Origin of the sequence: Mycolicibacterium pulveris, assembly GCF_010725725.1 — a bacterium.
GTDB classification, from domain to species: Bacteria; Actinomycetota; Actinomycetes; order Mycobacteriales; family Mycobacteriaceae; genus Mycobacterium; species Mycobacterium pulveris.
This window is the reverse complement of record NZ_AP022599.1, coordinates 3,470,024-3,489,095: the sequence shown is the minus strand read 5'-3', so window position 1 is coordinate 3,489,095 and position 19,072 is coordinate 3,470,024. Positions and strand designations below refer to the sequence as shown.

The 19,072-nt window shown below is 66.4% G+C and carries 21 protein-coding genes; 7 read left to right on the top strand and 14 right to left on the bottom strand.

The genetic code is table 11. The annotated features are described in order from the left end of the window. Positions 1-8: 8 nt before the first annotated feature. Both lpqV and G6N28_RS16900 read left to right on the top strand, forming a co-directional pair. The gene (gene lpqV / locus G6N28_RS16905; protein WP_163902183.1) at positions 9-443 is read left to right on the top strand and encodes a lipoprotein LpqV; all 435 of its coding nucleotides are present in this window, start codon (positions 9-11) and stop codon (positions 441-443) included. A gap of 27 nt (positions 444-470) precedes the next feature. Next, the gene (locus G6N28_RS16900; RefSeq protein WP_163902181.1) at positions 471-1,430 is read left to right on the top strand and encodes a patatin-like phospholipase family protein; all 960 of its coding nucleotides are present in this window, start codon (positions 471-473) and stop codon (positions 1,428-1,430) included. 1 nt (position 1,431) lies between these two features. On the opposite strand, the gene G6N28_RS16895 is transcribed toward G6N28_RS16900, so the two are convergent. Next, positions 1,432-2,280: a patatin-like phospholipase family protein gene (locus G6N28_RS16895; RefSeq protein WP_163906339.1), complete on the bottom strand. Its 849-nt coding sequence runs from the start codon at positions 2,278-2,280 to the stop codon at positions 1,432-1,434. A gap of 161 nt (positions 2,281-2,441) precedes the next feature. Here G6N28_RS16895 and G6N28_RS16890 point away from each other — a divergent pair, with 161 nt between their 5' ends. Further along, positions 2,442-3,680: an MFS transporter gene (locus tag G6N28_RS16890; protein ID WP_163902179.1), complete on the top strand. Its 1,239-nt coding sequence runs from the start codon at positions 2,442-2,444 to the stop codon at positions 3,678-3,680. A gap of 10 nt (positions 3,681-3,690) precedes the next feature. Here the strand turns inward: G6N28_RS16890 and G6N28_RS16885 are convergent, their stop codons facing one another. After that, entirely contained in the window at positions 3,691-4,749 is a 1,059-nt protein-coding gene (locus G6N28_RS16885) for an NAD(P)H-dependent amine dehydrogenase family protein (protein WP_163902177.1), read from the bottom strand. A gap of 123 nt (positions 4,750-4,872) precedes the next feature. On the opposite strand from G6N28_RS16885, the gene G6N28_RS16880 reads away from it, so the two are divergent. After that, entirely contained in the window at positions 4,873-6,093 is a 1,221-nt protein-coding gene (locus G6N28_RS16880; RefSeq protein ID WP_235674608.1) for a lipid-transfer protein, read from the top strand. A gap of 18 nt (positions 6,094-6,111) precedes the next feature. Further along, entirely contained in the window at positions 6,112-6,426 is a 315-nt protein-coding gene (locus G6N28_RS16875) for a hypothetical protein (protein WP_163902172.1), read from the top strand. 60 nt (positions 6,427-6,486) lie between these two features. Here the strand turns inward: G6N28_RS16875 and G6N28_RS16870 are convergent, their stop codons facing one another. The 4 genes from G6N28_RS16870 to G6N28_RS16855 all read right to left on the bottom strand — a co-directional run bounded on the left by G6N28_RS16870 (position 6,487) and on the right by G6N28_RS16855 (position 9,158). Next, a complete protein-coding gene (locus tag G6N28_RS16870; RefSeq protein WP_163902170.1) occupies positions 6,487-6,777 on the bottom strand; it encodes a hypothetical protein in 291 nt (96 codons plus the stop codon). Between the two features lie 116 nt (positions 6,778-6,893). Further along, entirely contained in the window at positions 6,894-7,904 is a 1,011-nt protein-coding gene (locus G6N28_RS16865; protein ID WP_235674607.1) for an MmpL3/TtfA transport complex stabilizer, read from the bottom strand. A 454-nt stretch (positions 7,905-8,358) separates the two neighbouring features. Beyond that, a complete protein-coding gene (locus G6N28_RS16860; protein ID WP_235674606.1) occupies positions 8,359-8,817 on the bottom strand; it encodes an ATP-binding protein in 459 nt (152 codons plus the stop codon). A gap of 32 nt (positions 8,818-8,849) precedes the next feature. Further along, positions 8,850-9,158, bottom strand: a complete 309-nt coding sequence (locus G6N28_RS16855; RefSeq protein WP_235674605.1) for an STAS domain-containing protein — start codon at positions 9,156-9,158, stop codon at positions 8,850-8,852. Positions 9,159-9,449: 291 nt separating this feature from the next. On the opposite strand from G6N28_RS16855, the gene G6N28_RS16850 reads away from it, so the two are divergent. Next, complete coding sequence (locus tag G6N28_RS16850) at positions 9,450-9,875, top strand: hypothetical protein (RefSeq protein WP_163902166.1); 426 nt, start codon at positions 9,450-9,452, stop codon at positions 9,873-9,875. Between the two features lie 144 nt (positions 9,876-10,019). Further along, positions 10,020-12,122: a PE family protein gene (locus G6N28_RS27300; RefSeq protein WP_163902164.1), complete on the top strand. Its 2,103-nt coding sequence runs from the start codon at positions 10,020-10,022 to the stop codon at positions 12,120-12,122. On the opposite strand, the gene G6N28_RS16840 is transcribed toward G6N28_RS27300, so the two are convergent. The 8 genes from G6N28_RS16840 to G6N28_RS16805 form a co-directional block, all read right to left on the bottom strand. Continuing rightward, positions 12,123-12,971 (bottom strand): DUF4344 domain-containing metallopeptidase, encoded by an 849-nt coding sequence (locus tag G6N28_RS16840; protein ID WP_163902162.1) that lies wholly within the window; start codon positions 12,969-12,971, stop codon positions 12,123-12,125. A gap of 94 nt (positions 12,972-13,065) precedes the next feature. After that, positions 13,066-13,386: a DUF732 domain-containing protein gene (locus tag G6N28_RS16835; RefSeq protein ID WP_163902160.1), complete on the bottom strand. Its 321-nt coding sequence runs from the start codon at positions 13,384-13,386 to the stop codon at positions 13,066-13,068. Positions 13,387-13,671: 285 nt separating this feature from the next. Then, positions 13,672-14,685 carry a peptidoglycan-binding protein gene (locus G6N28_RS16830; RefSeq protein WP_163902157.1) on the bottom strand — a complete coding sequence of 338 codons (1,014 nt, stop codon included), beginning with the start codon at positions 14,683-14,685 and terminating at the stop codon, positions 13,672-13,674. A 164-nt stretch (positions 14,686-14,849) separates the two neighbouring features. After that, positions 14,850-15,719: a peptidoglycan recognition protein family protein gene (locus G6N28_RS16825; protein ID WP_163902155.1), complete on the bottom strand. Its 870-nt coding sequence runs from the start codon at positions 15,717-15,719 to the stop codon at positions 14,850-14,852. An 86-nt stretch (positions 15,720-15,805) separates the two neighbouring features. Next, positions 15,806-16,342, bottom strand: a complete 537-nt coding sequence (locus G6N28_RS16820) for a GNAT family N-acetyltransferase (RefSeq protein WP_163902153.1) — start codon at positions 16,340-16,342, stop codon at positions 15,806-15,808. Positions 16,343-16,367: 25 nt separating this feature from the next. Beyond that, a complete protein-coding gene (locus G6N28_RS16815; RefSeq protein WP_163902151.1) occupies positions 16,368-16,616 on the bottom strand; it encodes a hypothetical protein in 249 nt (82 codons plus the stop codon). A 40-nt stretch (positions 16,617-16,656) separates the two neighbouring features. Next, complete coding sequence (locus G6N28_RS16810) at positions 16,657-18,405, bottom strand: molybdopterin-dependent oxidoreductase (protein WP_407665017.1); 1,749 nt, start codon at positions 18,403-18,405, stop codon at positions 16,657-16,659. Between the two features lie 385 nt (positions 18,406-18,790). After that, positions 18,791-19,060 carry a hypothetical protein gene (locus G6N28_RS16805; protein ID WP_163902147.1) on the bottom strand — a complete coding sequence of 90 codons (270 nt, stop codon included), beginning with the start codon at positions 19,058-19,060 and terminating at the stop codon, positions 18,791-18,793. Positions 19,061-19,072 lie beyond the last annotated feature (12 nt).

Sequence of the window (19,072 nt, the reverse complement as noted above, 5' to 3'; positions counted from 1 at the left end):
TGGCGGGCATGCGCTCGCGCTTTCGGTATGCCTTCGCGGCGACCTCGGTGATCGCCGGCCTCGGCGTCGTCACGGCATGTTCGTCGGATCCCGGCACCGAGCCGACGTCGTCGCCGACGTCGACCACCTCCGAACGATCCGAGACACCGACGGCCGCACCCGGCTCCGTCGCGGTCTCCCCCGGCGGCGTGACGACGGCCGTCGGCGCACCTGCCGACTCGACAGAAGACGAGTACTACAAAGCCTGCACCGCCGCGCGGGAATGGATGGCGCAGCAGGGCGGCGACCCGCACGATCAGATCGAGCCGTTTCTGGGCATGCTGCAATCGTCGGATTCGGCGGGCCCCGCCACCTACGGCACCCCGTGGTCGCAGTTGTCTGCACCGCGCCAGGCAGCCGTCATCGTGGCGGTCCGTGCCGCCGCCGACGCGCTCTGCGGCTGATCACCGCGCAACAGGGACAATGGCGACATGGCTGACAAGCGTGTCGCGCTGGCACTTGGCAGCGGGGGCGCACGGGGATACGCCCATATCGGCGTCATCAACGAACTGGAGGACCGCGGCTACGAGATCGTTGGGATCGCCGGTTCGTCGATGGGCGCGCTGGTCGGTGGCCTGCGCGCGGCACACAAACTCGATCAGTTCGCCGACTGGGCGAAAGCGTTGACCCAGCGTGCGGTTTTGCGGCTGTTGGATCCCTCGATCACCGCTTCGGGTGTGCTACGCGCGACCAAGATCCTGGACGCCGTGCGCGACATCCTCGGTGCCGTTCGCATCGAAGAGCTTCCGATCCCCTACACCGCGGTGACCACGGATCTGATCGCGGGCAAGTCGGTGTGGCTTCAGCGCGGCCCGGTCGACGCGGCGATCCGCGCGTCGATCGCCATTCCCGGGGTGATCGCCCCGCATGTGCTCGACGGCCGGCTGCTCGCCGACGGGGGAATCCTCGATCCGCTGCCGATGGCGCCGATCGCGGCCGTCAACGCCGACCTCACGATCGCGGTTTCGTTGGCGGGCAGCGAATCCGGCGGTACCGACGACGTCGACGATGCCGGCCCGAGGACCACCGAGTGGCTGACCAGAGTGTGGCGCAGCACCACGTCGCTGTTCGAGTCGAGCGCGGTGCGAACAGGTTCGGAATCCGCTGCCACCGACAGCGAAGCGGAACTGGTCGATGCCACCAAGGAAGCGACGGTGCCCAAGCTGGGCAGCTTCGAGGTGATGAACCGCAGCATCGACATCGCCCAGGCGGCGCTGGCGCGCCATCAGCTGGCCAACTATCCGCCCGACCTGTTGATCGAGGTGCCGCGCAGCGCATGCCGCAGCCTGGATTTCCACCGCGCCGCAGAGGTGATCGAGGTTGGTCGTACGTTGGCCGCCGAGGCACTCGACAACGGCGAAAATCCCGAAACATCCACGCCGGACGACTGATTCAGCGCGCGAGAAAGTCAGCGATCTCGCTCGCTACTCGCCTGCCCTGGCGCCGGCCCGCCGAGGCCGACGGTATGCGGCAGCGCGGATCGAGCGGATCCTTGCCGAAGGCCCGCAGCGACGCGCCGTCGGCGAACACCGCGAACGCCGCCCCGTCGAACGCGCCGATCTCCTCGGAGGTGCTGACGCCGAACGGCGCAGGCGTCGATTCGCCCTGCGGAACCAACACCACCGCGACGTCGCAATCCGCGGCCAGGACCATGTTCACCGAGCTGCCGACACCGCCGTCCATGTAGCGACGGTCGCCGATGGTGACCGGCGGCCACACGCCAGGCACGGCGCAACTCGCGGCGACCGCGTCGACCAACTCGACACCGGATGTCCGGTCGAATGCGACGAGTTCGCCTGTGGCGATGTCGATCGCGCTGATGCGAAGGTGTCGGTCCGGCCAGCGGTGGCTGGGCAGCCGGTGGGCGATCACCTCGCGGCGCACGGGTTCGGGCACGGTCGGGGTCGAGGCCGCGACGGCGCCGATCCTCTGCAGCTGTTCGGCCTTGGTGCCCGGCTGGGTGATCGCGGTGAGAAACAGCTCGGTGATGTCGTCGACGCCCGCGCCCGGGCTGAGCTCGGCCGACATCGGGGCGGTCTGCCGCTGGTAGAGGGCGGCCAAGCTCAGGCCGCTGGACAACTGCGCCGCGACCGCCGAGCCCGCCGAGGTGCCGACCAGCACCTCCGACTCCACCAAAGCCTTCGCCGTCTGCGGCGACTCGTCGGCGATCCCCGTCAGAATTCCGGTTTCCCAGGCGATTCCGGCCAGCCCACCGCCGGCGAGCACCAGCGCGCGTTTCATCACAGACGGCGAGTGTGCCAGATTTTCTACCGACGAAGCTAACAATGCGACTTTTGCCCAGGCGCAAAAAATCACAGAAAATCAGAGAGTGCACGTCAGCAAAGTTCTCTATTTCGCATTACGGATAGTCAGACGCTAGTAGGCTCTTGCGCAGATTCCGTATGTCTGCTGATGGTTACGTAAATGCGCGTGCCGACCGCTACGGGGTTCTGCTGACGCAGGGAACTTTCTACACGACCGGCATGCAACTCGCGAATATCGCGGTCGTACTGCCGTTTATCTGTGCGCAACACGGAAGCTTGTGGGCCGCGGCCTTGGTGTTCCCTGCGTACAGCATCGGCGCGATCCTCGGGAACTCGATGTCGCCGTTTGTGCTGGAACGCTCGCGGCACCAGCGACATCTGGTCCTGGTGGCAACGTCGTTGGTCATGGCGGCAATGTTGGTGGTCAACGGGATGGCCGCCGTGGCGGGGACCGGAATTGCGCCGATTTTTCTGACCACATCGGTGGCGCTCGGCGTCGCCAGTGGGGTATCGCGAATTGCCTTTTCTGACGTGCTATCCAGCAAATTGGACGAAATTCGTCGCGGCGATCTGATACTGAATCAAAGCGCCGCCGGAGCGGTCGTCGCCATTCTGACCGCCGTCATGGTGCTGCCGGTTCTGGAAAGCAGAGACCCACTTACCAGCCACGTCGACTTGTTATGGCTGGGCACGGCGGGATTGGTGGCCGCCGGGGTCGTCGGAATTTTCATCGGACCGATCCATTCGCATTCGGCGCGGGCGGTGCGGCAATTACGCGAAATTTATCGGGACGGTCTCGCCATCGCACGCAGTCACGACTGGTTTCGCCGCTACGTGGTCGTCCAATTGCTGTTCGTTCCGATCGCCCTTGGCTCGACGTTCTACAGCCTGCATACGGCGGAGGATCACGCCGACGAGGCCGGAACCCTGCATATCCTGGTAATCGCCACCAGCGCAGGTCTGATCGTCGGAGCGCCGCTGTGGGGCTTCGTGCACCGCACCAGGTTCGCGGCGCGCGGCATGCTGGTCGCCAGCGCAGGGGTCAGTTCGTGCGCTGCGGTGCTCTGCATCGTGGGTGAGGCAATCGACGCCTGGTCCGAACCGTGGATGCACGGCATCGTGATCCTGCTGGCGACGGTGGCCAACCAGGCGATCCTCACCGCCGCAACCACGTGGATCAACATCTTCGCCGCCGAACACCAGCGCGCGACCCTGATGGGGTTCTCCGCGGTGTTCGTCGCCGTCGCCACCGCGGCGTTCGGCGCCGTCCTGGGCGGTATCGCCCAGGGCTCATCCGCGATCTGGCCGGTCGTGATCGTGCTGCTGTTGAACCTGGTGGCGTTTCCCGCGGCGCTGCGCGCGCCGACGCGGGCCTAAGCCCGGTTCGTCAGCCCAATTGCGGGGCGGCCTTGCCGCTGATCAACGGCAGATCCAGGTACGTCGCGATGCCGGGAGCGGCCGCGCACACCGCGGGGATGGAGTTCACGCAGTGCGCGGCGGTCCCGACGACGCCGTATTCCGGGCCCTGGCCGCCGACCTCCGACTGAAAACCCTTGATGCACACCGAGATGTCGGGGTTGCCCCGCACCTCGATCTCATAGCGCTGCCCTTCGGGGCCGAACGTCCACGCCGGGTCGAGGTTGTCCTCTCCCATCAGCCAGTTCACCGTGATCCGCACGACGGGCTCGTTGTCGACCAACGCCTCCCAGTGGAACTTGCGGCCCGCGACCTGCCCGGGCTCGATCTCGCCGATCGGCGACGGGATCGGCGCCGTGGCCACGGCGATCTCTTGTGACGAACGGATTTTCGGCTCGGCACGAAACCCGATCTTGTCGACGCACATCTGAACCGCCTGGATGAAGCCGCCGTCGAGCAGCTTCTGCATCGGCCCGCTCAGCGCCTTGTCGGGTACCTCGCCGAAGCCCATCACATGGCGCACCACGTCGGGCGCCTCGTAGGTGCGAAGATCCGAAAACTCCTCCGCGCGAACAAATGTCACCCCCGTCGACATGACCGAAAACATCAACGGGAACTTTTCGCTGATGCCGCCGGGCGCGATCCCGGTGCCATGCAGCGTCGCGTTGCCCTCCAGCGCGGCGGCCTTCAGCGGCGCGGCCTGCCGTTCGCTCGGATAGATCCAGCCGACGGGTGTCACCACGTTCTTGCCCGAGCGCAACAGCGCGGCCACCTCGTCGGGGTTGGGCAGCAGCGGGGCGTAGACGACCGCGTCGGCGTCCAGCGCCAGGATGTCGTCGATGCTGTTGGTGGCCGTGACACCCAGCGGTTCGGCGCCGGGGCCGTCGATGATCTCGCCGACGTCCTTGCCTGCCTTCTCCGCGGAGTGCACCCAGCAGCCCGCGAGTTCAAGGTCGGGGTGCTCGAGCACACCCTTGATGGCCGCGATGCCGACCCCTCCGGTGGCCCACTGCACGACCCGCAACCCCATAGCGCCTCCTGACAAAACTAGAACACGTTCTACCTGTTGTACCCCTCCTTGCCGCCGAGCAGACGCAAAGTCGCGGTTTTGGTGCCGCAATTGGTCGACTACGCGTCTTCTCGTGCGATTAGGGTGTGCAGAGCGCAGCGAAAGGAACTAGAGATGCCAAACCGGGTTTATGTCGTCGGCGTCGGGATGACGAAGTTCGAGAAGCCGGGCCGTCGCGAGGGCTGGGACTACCCGCAGATGGCCAAGGAGTCCGGCACCAAGGCACTCGAGGACGCGGGCATCGACTATTCGGAAGTCCAGCAGGGCTTCGTCGGCTACGTGGCGGGTGATTCCACCTCGGGCAACCGGGCGCTCTACGAGCTCGGCATGACCGGTATCCCGATCGCCAACGTCAACAACAACTGCTCGACGGGTTCCACGGCGCTGTTCCTTGCCGCGCAGACAATCCGCGGCGGGCTCGCCGACTGCGTGATCGCACTCGGCTTCGAGAAGATGCAGCCCGGCTCGCTGCAGGGCGGCTACGAGGACCGTGAGTCCCCGATGGGCAAGCACGTCAAGGCGATGGCCGAGATCGACGAGTTCGCTTTTCCGGTGGCGCCGTGGATGTTCGGTGCGGCCGGTCGCGAACACATGCGCCAACACGGCAGCACCGCTGAGCATTTCGCGAAGATCGGGCTGAAGAACCACAAGCACTCGGTGAACAACCCGTACGCGCAGTTCCAGGAGGAGTACACCCTCGAGGACATCCTGGCGGCGAAGATGATCTCCGATCCGCTGACCAAGCTGCAGTGCTCACCGACCTCCGACGGTTCGGGCGCGGCGATCGTGGCCAGCGAGGCGTTCGTCGACAAGCACAACCTGGCCGGCCAGGCCGTGGAGATCGTCGGGCAGGCGATGACCACCGACTTCCAGTCGAGCTTCGACGGCTCGGCCAAGAACCTCATCGGCTACGACATGAACGTGCAAGCCGCACACCAGGTTTACGAGCAGTCCGGGCTTGGACCGGCCGACTTCCAGGTGATCGAATTGCACGACTGCTTCTCGGCCAACGAGTTGCTGCTCTACGAGGCGCTGGGACTGTGCGCCGAGGGCGAAGCGCCGAAGCTGATCGACAACAATGACACCACCTACGGCGGGCGCTGGGTCGTCAACCCGTCGGGCGGGCTGATCTCCAAGGGCCATCCGCTGGGAGCGACGGGGTTGGCCCAATGTGCCGAGTTGACGTGGCAGCTGCGCGGCACCGCCGACAAGCGTCAGGTCGACGGCGTCAACGCCGCGCTGCAGCACAACATCGGGCTCGGCGGTGCCGCGGTCGTGACCGCTTATCAGCGCGCCGAGCGCTGATGAGGGATCATTGAGCTCATGCGGACCACATGGATCCTCGCCGGGGCTGCGGCCGTCGCATACGCGGCGATCGCCGCACCTGCCGGCGTCGCGGCCGCCGATGACGGCGATTCAGCCCAGGAAGTGATCAACAGGCTGCAGGACAGGGGCTACAACGTCACGATCGACAAGATCGGCACCGCCCCGATGTCGGAGTGCGTGGTCACCAGCGTCCGCAATCCGCAGGAGTTCACCCAGTTGATGCCGCTGCTGGGCGGTCGAAACGACGGCGTGCTGTTTCCGGTGACCATCAGCCAACCGATCTCGGTCTCGCTGGACTGTCGCCGCCACTAGCTGGTGATTTGGGCGTAGTTGGTCACGGTGAGCGTGACCAACTACGCCCAAATCGCTGAGTCAGCGCCGCGAACAGTCGGCCGTGACGGTGATCGACCGCTGGGTGACCACCTGGACCAGGTCGTCCCCGCGGCGCACCAATTCCGTTCGCTCCCTTGGCTTCCGGATATCGGTGATCACGCATTCGTCCAGCGATGCGCTGCCGATCTTGTTGACCTTCACGTCGAACCCCTGCGCCTCCAGGGTGGCGATCGTCAGCTCCGCCGATTCGGCCGCCGACGCGACGGGCACGGCAATCGCCCCGCAGGCCGCCGCGGCGATCCCGGCCAGTATCAACAGCGTCGCGCGCATGGCCGCGCCCCTTTCCCTCTGTGAAGGCCCCGGTGGCCTTCACAGCGGTTCAACGGGGCAACCGCAACAGAGGTTCAACGGCTCTGCGAAAAATTTCCCCGCCGGCGCGGCCGGCGTTAGGCGGTGGCCGGCTCTAGGTCGGCGACCTCGGGCATCACGATGGGGTCGGTGGCCACGAAATCCGAGTACATCAGCGGTGTGGCCGTCTCGACGTGGTATGCGCTGACGACGCCGGTGTAGTCCGCGACATTCAGGCGAGTACCGCCGGCGCCCACCGCGACGCTCGACGGCCGAGCGCCCACCATGAGCGTGTCGATGACCTTGTGGGTGAGCGTGCACAGCACCGCGACCCTGTCGTAGTCGACGACGTATGCGTGGGTGTCGTTCGCACCCATGGTCAGCTGGGTGGGCGCGCCCCCGAGTTGGATGGTTCCGGTGATCCGGCCGGTGGCCCGGGCGACCACGTGCACGACGCCGCCGCGGGCGCGGTCCGACGTCAGCACGTAGACGGTGCCGTCGGCGACGGCGACGTCCCGGATCGGCGCGCCGAGCTGCACGGTGCGCTCGACGCGCGCGGTCTCCACGTTGACGACGACGAGCGCGCCGCCGCGGGCGTCGGTGGTGCCCACGTACAGGCGCTTGCCGGTGGCGTCGCGTTCCACGGCGTCGATGCCGATACCCGCACCGGTGGCGATGTCGATGGTGCCCATGCGCTCCGCGGGCACGTCGATGACGGCCACGTCGGCGTAGCCGTCACCGGTCCGCCCGGCAAACACCCGCTTGCCGTCGGGGCTGACGGTCAGTGCCGTGACGTTGAAGGCGAGGTCGTATGTCGCGATCACGCTCTTGGCGGTGAGGTCGACGACCGCGATCTCGTCGTGTGTCCACGACGAGGTGCTGACGTAGGCCCGGTCGTCGGCGACGGCCACCGCGACGGGTTCGCCTGGCACCGCGATGATGCTCTCCACGGCCAGCGTGGCCGCGTTGAGCACCGCGATGCTGTCGTCGCCGTAGTTGGCGACCACGATCACACCGTCGGCCGCGGCGATATCGCCGATCGGACCACGACGCACCGGCGCGGATCCCACCAAGCTCACATCCGGGCCGCCGTGAACACCTTCAGTCACTTTCGAACCAGTAGTCTTCGCCTGCATCACCGGCGTCATAACGTTAGCCATTTCGTAATCGGTACCTCCGCCGGTCTTGGCGTTCACCGGCCCTAGATTCCAAGTGTTACTACGCCTTTGGGCGTGATTTTCATCCGAGTCTAGCGATGGTCACCGACAGTTTTTCCTCGCCGCGGACGGCGACCGGTCGCGATCGCCGATAACTCTCAGACACCGCTTAGGAATTTCTTCGTTACCGATTCGTTACCCTTCAGGGTCGTTCAGTAACGTCTGCTTAACGTGCGCTTTTGCCGCCGCCGTAAACGGTTCGTGTGCGAATCGGGATTCGGCGAGGTGACGCGCTCTCAGGTTGAGGGCCGAAAAGTGAGCGCCAAATCACAGCCGACATGCTGGGATGCGTTCGCGCGCAAGCGTAATCAAGCCGCTTAAAAGTGATGGGCGTCACCCGAACGGGTCAGGCTGGCGAGGTGCAGGCACTCTCGACCGCGGCGCAGTCGTCGAACTGCAAGCGCACCTGGGTGCCGGTCTCCGCTTTGGAGATGGTCGTGCGGTCGGCCAGCGCCTGCATCAACGGGATGCCGCGGCCTCGGGTGTTGGGGCGCGACCTGGGGTCGACGTGGCGCCACCTGCCGCGATCGGACACCACCACCTCGAGCTGCCGGTCGGCGGCGTGGTGGCGGGCGTGCATCGTCATCGTGCCGTTGCGCCCGGCGTAAGCGAACTCCGCCGCGTTGGTCAGCGCCTCGTTGACCGCCAGGATCACGTCGTTGAGCCTGGTGGCATCGAGCACGAAATGGCTGCGTAGCCAACCGGACAGCTCAGATCGAAACTGCGCGACGTTACGTGCGTCGGCAGTGTCGTTCCGGAGGAGGCTCGCGTCCATCGCGTCCGCGTAGCGATTCGACTCGGTCATCGTGCCAACTGATTACCCAGCGGCGCCGGAAGTCATGCGGCAAAGTTCTCGAGGGCGACCTCGACCGAGGAGTACATGTCGATCAGGTTCGCGATCCCGGTGATCTTGAGCGGTCGGCTGGTCGCGGGGCCTTCGGCAACGACAGCGAACCGTGTCTCGGTGCCGTCGACGTGGTTGTGGGCCTCCATCAACACCTGCATCCCCGCCGAACCGAGAAAGTCCACCTGCGTCAGGTCGACGATCAAACCGGCAGGGTCCTTGCCCAGAGCGGCGTCAACCGCGTCCTTCAATTGCGGGGCCGTGAGCATGTCGAGGTCACCGGACGCGGCGACCACCGCCACGCGTCCGACCCAATTCTCGGTACAAAGCTGTCCGTCCAAGCCTCACCTCTTGCTTCGCGGCGCCCACAAAGCAGCCTCGGTCAACGTCTCAAGGCTGCAGTCTGAACCCCGCCGCTAGAGTATCGACTTCGTCAACCCGCTGCATCGACGGCACCGCGAGGCCGTTCTCGGGGCCCACCATGTTCGGTATATCGGCAGGTCCTCGGGGTTGTCGTCGAGTTAAAGCGAATTTTCGAGCAACCCACGCGATAATGGTCGACATACCTCAACCCCCGATATGAAGGGTGATCAATGGGTTCCATCTCTTTGTTGGCGCGGCGAGTGATCTTCGTCGGCGGGTTCGCGCTCGCGGCGGCGGCACCGATTGTCGGAGTGTCGCTGGCCGCCCCCGCCGTCCCGCCCGCGCATCTCGCCAACTGCCCGAACGGCGAGGAACAGGACCTTTACAGCGGCCACTGCGTTCCTTATATGGTGCCGAACTCGCCGGGGTCGGCGGCGACGCCCACTTCGGCGTCCGACTCCGCGCATACGTCGGCGCCCGCGGATTCCCAGACCACAGGCGAAAGCCCGAGCTTGTGTCCTCCTGGAGTCAGCGGCAGCGAGTGCGGCGGCCCGACGGGCGGCCAGGCGAGCTCCCCGCAGCCGAACATGCCCGCACCGGTTCCACCGCAGGAACCCGAGCAGCAACTCGCCGAAGTCGTAACGCCCGGCTACTGACGCCGGCGCGCTTCGGAACGACGTTTCGAGCGCGACTTTTGCAAGTCTCGCCCGGCGCTGATGCCACGGTGGGACACTTTCCCGGTCAGCCGAGTTCGGGCTGGCGCTGGGAGGTCGGCGATGGCCTTTTCGCCGCACAGATCCATGGCGACTGTCGTGATGGCAGCCGGGATTCTCGCTGTGCCCAGCACCGGCTCCGGTAGCCCTCCCCCGTCGGCGTCTCCGGTGAAGTCGCTCGGAGCGGCGACTGCCCTACCCTCGGCGGCCGTCGTCGCGCCGATGACTCCCAACGCCATCGTCGGCGTGCCGGGGAGCAGAGCGGCGCGTGTCACCGAAGTCGCGGATACGTTGGCGCCGTTGGGCTTTCCCGCGGCGATTCAACCGCCCGCCGATCTCCACGACGCCTCCACCTCGGCCGGACCGGACCGCCCCGACACGGCGCTGCTTCAGGCTCGTCGACCGGCCGCGCTGATCGGAACCGGCGGTGCACCTTCGGCGTCGGACGGGGCACCCGCCGCGCTGGCCCTGGCATCGCCCGCCGACATCGTGACCGACTTCATCGCCTTCTTCATCGGCGACGGCAGCCAACCCGGGCAGAACGCGGGACTGCTCATCGGCAACGGCGCCGACGGTGTCGCACCCGGCCAAGCCGGCGGGCGGGGTGGCCTGCTGTTCGGCAACGGTGGCGACGGGGGCCCCGGTGGCCGGGGCGGGGACGCCGGTCTCATCGGCAACGGCGGCAAAGGCGGCGATGGGATCGACGTTATTCAGTTGACCGGCAACGTGATTGGTGGTGTGGCTGGCGATGGCGGCCGTGGCGGCATCCTGTTCGGCAACGGCGGCTCCGGCGGCCGAGGGGGTAACGCCGAAGGCGGGCAGAACGCCACCGGAGGAGCCGGCGGCGCCGGAGGACTCACCGGACTGTTCGGCCGTGCCGGGGACGGCGGCGCCGGAGGAACGGCGAAAACGAACGACGACAGCGGTGTCGCGCTCGGCGGGGCGGGCGGCAGCGGCGGAATCGTGTTGGGTATCGGCACTGCGGGCAACGGGGGCGCCGGCGGCACCGCGGACTCCCTCGACCTGCATTCGGTCGGCACCATCGCCGGCGTCGGCGGCGACGGCGGCTTTGTCGGGCTCATCGGTCCCGGGGGCAACGGCGGCGCGGGCGGAACCGCCAACGGGTTCGCGGACACCGTCGCCGGTACCGGTGGCAGCGGCGGCAACGGCGGCGTGTTGATGGGAACCGGCGGTCACGGCGGGGCCGGCGGTGATGCGTCGAGCGGCCGCGGTGCCGCCACCGGTGGGGACGGCGGTGGCGGTGGCCAAGCCGGACTCGTGGGCGACGCCGGCGCGGGAGGCGTTGGTGGCGACGCGAATTCGATGTTCACCGACGAAGGCACCGCGGGTGACGGCGGCGACGGCGGCAGCGCCAAGCTCATCGGAAGTGGCGGCGCAGGCGGCGACGGCGGTACCGCGCTGGGACAGAACGGCAGCGACGCGTCCGGTGGATCCGGCGGGAACGGCGGCAACGGCGGGCTGCTGATCGGTGGCGGCGCCGTCGGCGGCGACGGTGGCGGCGCGCAAGGGTTCGAGGATGTCGTGGGCGGTGCCGGCGGCAACGGAGGCAGCACCGGCCTCAACGGCAACGCGGGCGACGGCGGCGCGGGCGGCACGGCTCAGAGCACCGGCGACAACGGCGACGTGGTCGGTGGAACCGGCGGAAACGGCGGAAGTGTCGTCGGTGTCGGCGATTCCGGCGCCGGGGGTGGCGGCGGCGACGCGACGGCGTTGGACCTGCACAGCAGCAGCACCCAGGGCGGCGACGGCGGCGCGGGCGGCAGCACAGGGGTCAGCGGCGCGGGCGGTGCCGGCGGCACAGGCGGGGCGGCCACGGGATTCCTCGACACCGTCGGCGGGGACGGTGGCGACGGCGGCCATGGCGGGGTTGTCAACGGAGACGGCGGATCTGGCGGAACCGGCGGCACCGCGACCGCCAACGGCGCCCTCAGCAGCGCCGACGGGGGCGACGGCGGGAACGGCGGCAATGGTGGCGTCTTGTCGGCCGGGGGTACCGGCGGCAAGGGCGGCTCAGCGCTCGGTACCGCATCAGACCGCGTCGGCGGCGACGGCGGTGACGGTGGAAACGGCGGCGTCGGCGGAGGCGGTGACGGCGGCGATGGCGGGTCGCCCGGTGGGGCCGGCGGCAGCGGAGGTTTTCCGGGTGGCAGCAACGGCGCGAACGGCTGACTACTTGAGGTAGGGATCGAGCAACGTGGACCACGCCTTCTCAAGCTGCGTCCACTCCTCCTCGCACCCCGACGCGCGGTCTTCAGGCAGCTGATCGGCAGAAACCATGTCGGCGTTCGCTTCCGGATCCGAACCGTAGATCCAGCACTCGAGGTTGTACATGCGGGTCTCGTCCAAGGAGTGCACGTCGGCGAAATCCTCGGCGTCCAACTCGATCGCCTCAGCGCCGGACGCCCCGAACGCGAACGCAAAATCCTTGACCGCCTGTACCGACTCCGGATCCGTCTTGCCGTCTTCGGCGGGGGTCAGGAGCACGTAGGCGGCAAGCTGGTCGGCCACGTCCTCCTCGCGCCCGGTGACCGGGAGGTCATAGATGGTGATCACCATGTGGCCGACCTCGTGATAGAACGTCGCGTACTCGGAGTTGAGCGCCGACGCGGTGGGGTCGGGGTCGCCGGCTTCGGTGAAGATCTGCTGGGCCGAGTCGGCGTCCTCGTAGCACAGCGTGATGGTGTTGGCGCTCGCGTCCCAGAACGCGTTGGGTTCATCGCATTGCGAGCCGCGCAGCGAAATGTCGTGGGGCAGCTTGAGCGTCTGGTTGATGTCGTCGGCGAGGTCTTCGAGCAGATCGTTGTCCTGCATGATCGCGCGCCCGTTGATCGCCTCGGGGCTTTGGGCGGCGTCGTAGAAGACGACCATCTTGCCGTCTGCGGCGACGTCGTCGTCATGCCCGGATTCCGGCGACGATGTCGGGGGCTGCGCGGTGCCGGTGCTCTCGGGTTCCGAAGCATCACCGCATCCGACGGCTATCAACGCACACGCCAGCACAACCGCAATCCGAAACCGCATACCCCACCCTTCGTCTGATCCGTCTGCCCGGGCGCGGTGCGGGCGCAGCCCCCACCGTGCCCGACGGAACGGCGCTGACCCGTTCGAAGAGGAATCAGCCTTCGTTGACTATAGATTCGTACTCCGGGCAGAACGCAGCCGTGGCCGCGCCGACGAGCACGCCCGCGTCGTGCGGGTCGAGATACTCGGCGAGACCGGCGATCTCACCCTCAAGGGTGGCACCGTTGGCCCAGTCCTGACATACCCCGTGACCCGCTTCGACCATGTTCTCGGGAGTGGCTCCCGGCCAGGTGACACCGGCGTCGCCGAGGACGTCGAGGAAGGCGTCCTCGGGACTCGCGCCGGCTACCGGAGCGCACAACAGCGCACACGCCGCCATTCCACCGAGCGCCAACCCGGCAATTCTTACATTCATTTCGGTATCTTTCTTTCATGCACGGATGAGCCTGGAATCGTTACACGGCGGCGCCAGTCCGCGGACTATTTTCGCGAAAATCTTTTGGCTTTTCTACTGGACATGCACCATGTACAAAATGACTCTTACGGAATTTCGGCACCTACGATGTGCCACAATTATTGCGTCTGCAAATTCAATTCGCGTATTAGGCCAAACATCGCTCTGTTCGCTCAATGGATAGATAATATTTGTTGAAGCGCAATAGTTGTTCTGCAGGCCGCTTTATGCGATTACGCTCGACCGTCACAGGTTGGCCGGTGCGGTCGCGACGATCTGCACCGCCCGCTGCACCCCGGTCTGCCCGCCGAATCCCACCCAGTCGTGATAATGAACGTGCGGATTGCGGATCAAGAAGTCGCCGACCACCACCGCCGTTTGGATGACCTTGACGAAGGTCTCCGGCGTGTTGGCCAGGTTCAATAAAGCCAGGAACTCGTTGCTCTGAATCAACGAGAGGATCTCGAGTGCGAAAGGCAGCTCCAACTCCAACGGGGTGAGCGCCTCGTAGCCGAGGTGCAGCAAGGTGTCATCGGTGGTCGTGGCGTACATGTCACCGGTCAGTACGAAATCGTATGTACGCGAACGGAATTGGTCCGGAGTATAGAAACCGGCGATACCGGCCCCCGGCGGGTTGTCGCCCAACAACGTGGAACCAGGGGGCCGGCAGGGGCTGCCGAACTGGATGACCGCGATGAGGTCGTCGGCGCGATGCGCCAGTGGCTGCCCCGGCAGCATGAACCCGAGGGTTCGCACCACCACTTCGGCGCCCTGGCTGTAGCCGCACAGATAGAACCGCCCGGCGTTCATCAGGATGAGCCGCACGAGTTCGGCGACACCGAGCGCGACGGACTCGTTGTAGCTCAAGAACGGATTGGGGTACAGGAAGCCGGCGGCGGGATAGCCGACCGGTTGGTTGCGGACTATACCCCTCTGCTCGAGCTGCCACCCGACGTCGAATTGGGGTCCCGTGAACGGCGTCTGCCATGTGCCAGAAGCACAGTAGAAGAACGGCAGCGACGTCGGCAGCGGAGGTGGTTGGTCGAAGTTGAGTCCGAGGCGCCCGAGCGTCTGCGGGCCGGCGATGCCGTCGACGTCGAGACCGGAACGGCGCTGGAACTCCCGGACCACGCCGGTTGTGGCGGGACCGTAGACGCCGTCGACGACCAGATTGGAATACAGCGGATAGTCGCGATTCAGCCGGGCTTGCAGCAGCCGGACGAGATCATTGCTGTCACCAGGACGCAGCAGCACTGCCATTTGAGCATTCTACGCGCGAATCATGTTCAGGCGGCCAGGCTTTCGCGTCGTCCTCGGGGAGGCAACCGGCGGGCGCTTCGCTCGCCGTGACCTGGACCGGCCATGCGGGCGGTAGTGCCGCTCTGCGGCGGGCGGCGGGTGTTGCTGGACCGGAGGAGGCGAAGCTACGCGGTGACGGCCGTCGCGGGCGCCGGGTTCAACCGCAGCGCGGCGGCGGTGGCCGGCCCGACGATGCCGTCCACCTTCAATCCCGGGGTGCGGCGCTGAAATACCCTGACAGCGGCTTCGGTTTCGGGGCCGAAGTCACCGTCGACCGCAAGGTGGCCGGCGAACTCGGGATGTGCAGACCTGAGCAGGCGCTGCAGTTCGGCGACCAGCGGTCCCTCGGTGCCGCGGAACAGCAGCACGTCGGCGTACTCGCCGACGGGCACGGGTGGGCGCGGCGTCGGCGCCGAGCGCGAGATGTCGCCGATCTGGGCCTGGATATCGCGGCGCAGGAGGTCCATGTCGATCGCGCCGGGATCCCACTTGCCTTGGGCACGGCCCGCGTACTCCTTGTGCCCGATCGTGCGTGCAGCGGTCTGCGACAGCCTGCGGTTGATCGCCGCACAGCACTTCACCAGCGCGAAATACTGTGCATCAGGCCAGTTGTGGCGATGCGGGGCGGTCGGGCTGGTTCCGCTGTTGGCGCATTCGATACCGATCAGGTGCCAGTTGCCCATGTTGGTCGGAATCCACGGGTACATGCCGCGGCCCGCATGCCACGCGACGCCCACCGCCACGACGGTGACTGTGCCGTCGCGCGCGATGTGCAGTTGTGACAACGGGCCGCGAAGGTCGGGACGGCCGTAGGCGATCGATGCGGCGGTGGCGTTGTCCGATCCGGTGTGGTGCACCATGACGCCGCGGATGTCCTTGAAGTCGCCGTGCCCGCGGTTCTGCCATCCGGGAAACTCGACCAGTTCGATACCTTCAGCACGCAGGACGTCGGCCAGCCAGACCGGGTCCCCTGCCCAGGGTGTTGTTCGGGGCACGCAGGATCCTTTCGGGTGCAGTGACTTTCGAGCGTAGAACCGCGGTCCGACAGAAGGCATACCCACTGGTACCCGATCGTATGTGGTTAGAGGGGCAGCTCCAGGTACGTCGTGGCTGCGGCCAGTCCGACGTTGCCGGCTTCGGACCCCTCGAACGGATCGATTTCTCGGGCACCGACCGACCGGTACAGCGAATGTGCTTCGGTCATGAAGCTCATGGTCTCCAGGCGCACCCTGGTGTAGCCCTCGGACCGCGCGTCGCTGAGCAGTCGGTTGAGCAAGGCTCGCGCGATGCCGCTGCCGCGTGCAGAAGGCCGCACGAACATCCGCTTGATCTCGGCGGTTCGCTCATCGTCGGTGGGTTTGAAGGCGCCGACGCCGACGAGCTCGTCGTCGAACCGGGCAACCAGCAGTCTGGCCCGCGGACCGAGGAACCGTTGGGTCTCCGCGAAGTAGGCGCGCTCGGCTGAGCCGTCAGGATCGATCGACTCCGCGCCGAGGTCGACGGTGAACCGCACGAGTATCCAGTCGAGATACTCGCGGAACAGCGGCTCGACGATCGCGGCCGCGTCGGGGCCGGACAGGGCTTCGATGCGCCAGGGGATGCGCCTGAGAACGTTCAACAGTCGTGATCATCGCATCGCGACCTCACAAGATCCAGGGGAAGAATCCGTACATCGGATAGTTGTTGACGAACGGCGGTGCGTCGTTGATCTCGGCGTTGCCCGGCGACGTGCACACGCTGCCGGCCCTGGTCCAATTGCACGTCATCGGTGCGGGCTGGATCTGTTGTTGGGCAACGGGTTGCACTGCCGTGTCGGCTTGAGCGACGGGCGCCAACGCGATGGCGACAGCGCCGGCGGCGACAACCATGCCCGCGATCGGTCGGAGTTTCATTTCTAACCTCCTGAACTGAAGCTGTGGCGATGCGGCACAGCTAGATCGGCATTCGGTAGCCGAAGTACTCGTGGTCTTCGTTGTAACCACCATGGCCCCAGCCGACGTCTTTGAAGCTCGCCACGAACTCGATGGCTTCGATCCACTTGACCTGTTTGAAGCCGAGCTCGAGTTCGTTGCGCAGGCGCAGCGGCGCGCCGTGCGCATCCGGCAGCGGGTCGCCGTTCATCTCGTAGGCGAGCAGCGCCATGGGCTCGCGCATGTGCTCGATGCGGTGGCAGTCGTAATACCGTCCGGTGTCGGGTTCGGGCCCGTTGCCGAAGGAGTAGAACACCACCCACCGAGCGGTCGGCAGGGGCCGCACGATGTCGATGATGTCGCGCATGCGCACACCTGCCCATTCGGCCACGCCCGACCAGCCCTGAATGCAGTAATGCTGGGTGATCTGTTCGTGCTTGGGCAGTGCCAAGATCTGGCTGTAGGACAGGTCCACCGAGTTTTCGACCAGGCCTGCGATGCGCAGCGAGTAGTCGGCCCACCCGGTGGCCCGCAGCCGGCGCCAGTGCTCGGTGTCGGGTATCCGGCCGTTGGCCCAGTGGTAGGGCGTGATGTCCTTTGCGCGATATGAAGCCTTGGGGTGTACGCGTTCCAGCCCTGCCTTGGCCCATCCGACGATGAATCGCCCGGTGTGCTGAACGGCTCTCGGGTAGCGAAGCGTCACCGGAGTGGCGATCAGCCAGAGCACGGTCAGGAAGAGGGCAGCCGCCCCGAATATGACGAGGGCCCACGGCGACTGGGTATCGGTCCCCAACGTCATGTGGTTGAGGTTGCCGACGGCACCGGTGAGAAACACCATCGCGACGTGGGCGGCGATGAAAACCAGCATCCAGATCAGCACGATGAAGTGGACGGTCCGCGCGACCTGCCGGTTCAGCGGACCGCGTCCCGTCCCGAACCGGGCGGCGACGGCGGGAGCCTGCAGCAAGCCGGTCGCGAAGGCCAGCGGCGCGGCGATGAACACCGTGATGAAGTAGGCCAGTATCTGCAGGCCGTTGTATTCGGCGAAGCCTTCGTTGGCCGGAAAGTTCAGCGACGCATACTGAACGACTGTCGATAGGGCGTTGGGAAACACGGTCCACGACTGGGGCACGAGCCGGTGCCATTGGTCGGTGCTGAAGAGCAGCACGTAGAAAACGGCTCCGTTGACCAGCCACAGCAGGTCGAAGCTGAAGTGCCACCATCGGGCCAAGCCGATCGAGTGGCGAAGCCCCGGTATTCCCAGTTGCTTTGGCAGGGAAACGGCGTCGTCCTTGGAGGTCCACAGGCTGGGCGGGTCGTTCTTGTCGGTGCGGTCGGCGGGTACCGGATGGCTCATGCGGAACCACTCCGAACCCGGGCGGCAACCCGAGTTGAGGTAGAGCCGTGGATGATCGGCCAGAATCTGCTGTCCCGATCGGATGATGAACATCATGAACACGATGTTGAAGAAGTGCTGCCAACGCAGCCAGGCCGGAAAGCCGGTTTCCACCGGCGCGGCGTAGGTGGCCGTCGTGCCCGGATAACGCTCGATGAAGTTCTGCACCCACCCGAATGTTCGCAGTTCCTGGGCGATCACGATGACGATGACGAGTCCGAGGAGCGCCAGTGCGACGAGCCACAAGATGCTGACCCACCTGTTGCCGATGCGCACCGACGGCACTTGTGCGGGCACTTGAGGGATGCCGCCGGCGAACTCGTTAACGTCGACGCGCTGTTGGAAAACCCCTTTGGGGTCATCGTGATCCAACAGGGCACGCAACGGCGTTGCCGAAGTGGGACGTTCAGTTCTTGGTGCGCTCGTCACAACCTTGCCTCCAGGCGCGGGTTACGGCGCTGACTCCCCTGTCCCGCCGAGATCCGCTCGGCGATCCAACGTCGCTGTCTCCGATGGAAGGACCGAAGTCTGGGATCTGCCTGAAGATCGGCTGTGAACTCGGCCGAACAGAGCCGGAAATGCGGTGATCCCCACCACATCACCGACGAATGCAGAAGCGTTGCCGGAGAACATAAACGCTTCAACCCCTGCTGGAGACGAAGGTCGGCAGAGGATTCCCTTTACCCGCCATTGCGAGTACTCTTTTGCCCAGACGCGGTCGCGGCCACGATGACCGGGTTGGGGATCGTCTCCGGAAAAACTAGGGGGCGGCGGTGGAGCTTGCCCACAATAAATCGAAATTCACAGCGACGCTCGCCGTGGGCATTCTGGCCGCGGCCGGTGCGGTCCCGCCTGCAGCGACCCAGTCGGGCGCGGCCTCCTCGCCGCCGCCCGCGTCCCCACCGCAGCGCACCGAATCGGCCACGCCGGCACTCGCCGCCATGACGGTTTCGATCACGCCGAATTCGGCGAGCAGCGGGGCCGCGCCACGCGACGCCGTTGGCGCCATCGACACGATCAAGCCGGTCACCGCGATCGAGCC

Excerpts from the sequence above, each read along its gene's own strand:
- lpqV (WP_163902183.1), top strand. The coding sequence starts at position 9 with ATGCGCTCGCGCTTTCGGTATGCCTTCGCGGCGACCTCGGTGATCGCC.
- G6N28_RS16900 (WP_163902181.1), top strand. The coding sequence starts at position 471 with ATGGCTGACAAGCGTGTCGCGCTGGCACTTGGCAGCGGGGGCGCACGG.
- G6N28_RS16895 (WP_163906339.1), bottom strand. The coding sequence starts at position 2,280 with ATGAAACGCGCGCTGGTGCTCGCCGGCGGTGGGCTGGCCGGAATCGCC.
- G6N28_RS16890 (WP_163902179.1), top strand. The coding sequence starts at position 2,442 with ATGTCTGCTGATGGTTACGTAAATGCGCGTGCCGACCGCTACGGGGTT.
- G6N28_RS16885 (WP_163902177.1), bottom strand. The coding sequence starts at position 4,749 with ATGGGGTTGCGGGTCGTGCAGTGGGCCACCGGAGGGGTCGGCATCGCG.
- G6N28_RS16875 (WP_163902172.1), top strand. The coding sequence starts at position 6,112 with ATGCGGACCACATGGATCCTCGCCGGGGCTGCGGCCGTCGCATACGCG.
- G6N28_RS16870 (WP_163902170.1), bottom strand. The coding sequence starts at position 6,777 with ATGCGCGCGACGCTGTTGATACTGGCCGGGATCGCCGCGGCGGCCTGC.
- G6N28_RS16860 (WP_235674606.1), bottom strand. The coding sequence starts at position 8,817 with ATGACCGAGTCGAATCGCTACGCGGACGCGATGGACGCGAGCCTCCTC.
- G6N28_RS16850 (WP_163902166.1), top strand. The coding sequence starts at position 9,450 with ATGGGTTCCATCTCTTTGTTGGCGCGGCGAGTGATCTTCGTCGGCGGG.
- G6N28_RS27300 (WP_163902164.1), top strand. The coding sequence starts at position 10,020 with ATGGCGACTGTCGTGATGGCAGCCGGGATTCTCGCTGTGCCCAGCACC.
- G6N28_RS16840 (WP_163902162.1), bottom strand. The coding sequence starts at position 12,971 with ATGCGGTTTCGGATTGCGGTTGTGCTGGCGTGTGCGTTGATAGCCGTC.
- G6N28_RS16835 (WP_163902160.1), bottom strand. The coding sequence starts at position 13,386 with ATGAATGTAAGAATTGCCGGGTTGGCGCTCGGTGGAATGGCGGCGTGT.
- G6N28_RS16830 (WP_163902157.1), bottom strand. The coding sequence starts at position 14,685 with ATGGCAGTGCTGCTGCGTCCTGGTGACAGCAATGATCTCGTCCGGCTG.
- G6N28_RS16815 (WP_163902151.1), bottom strand. The coding sequence starts at position 16,616 with ATGAAACTCCGACCGATCGCGGGCATGGTTGTCGCCGCCGGCGCTGTC.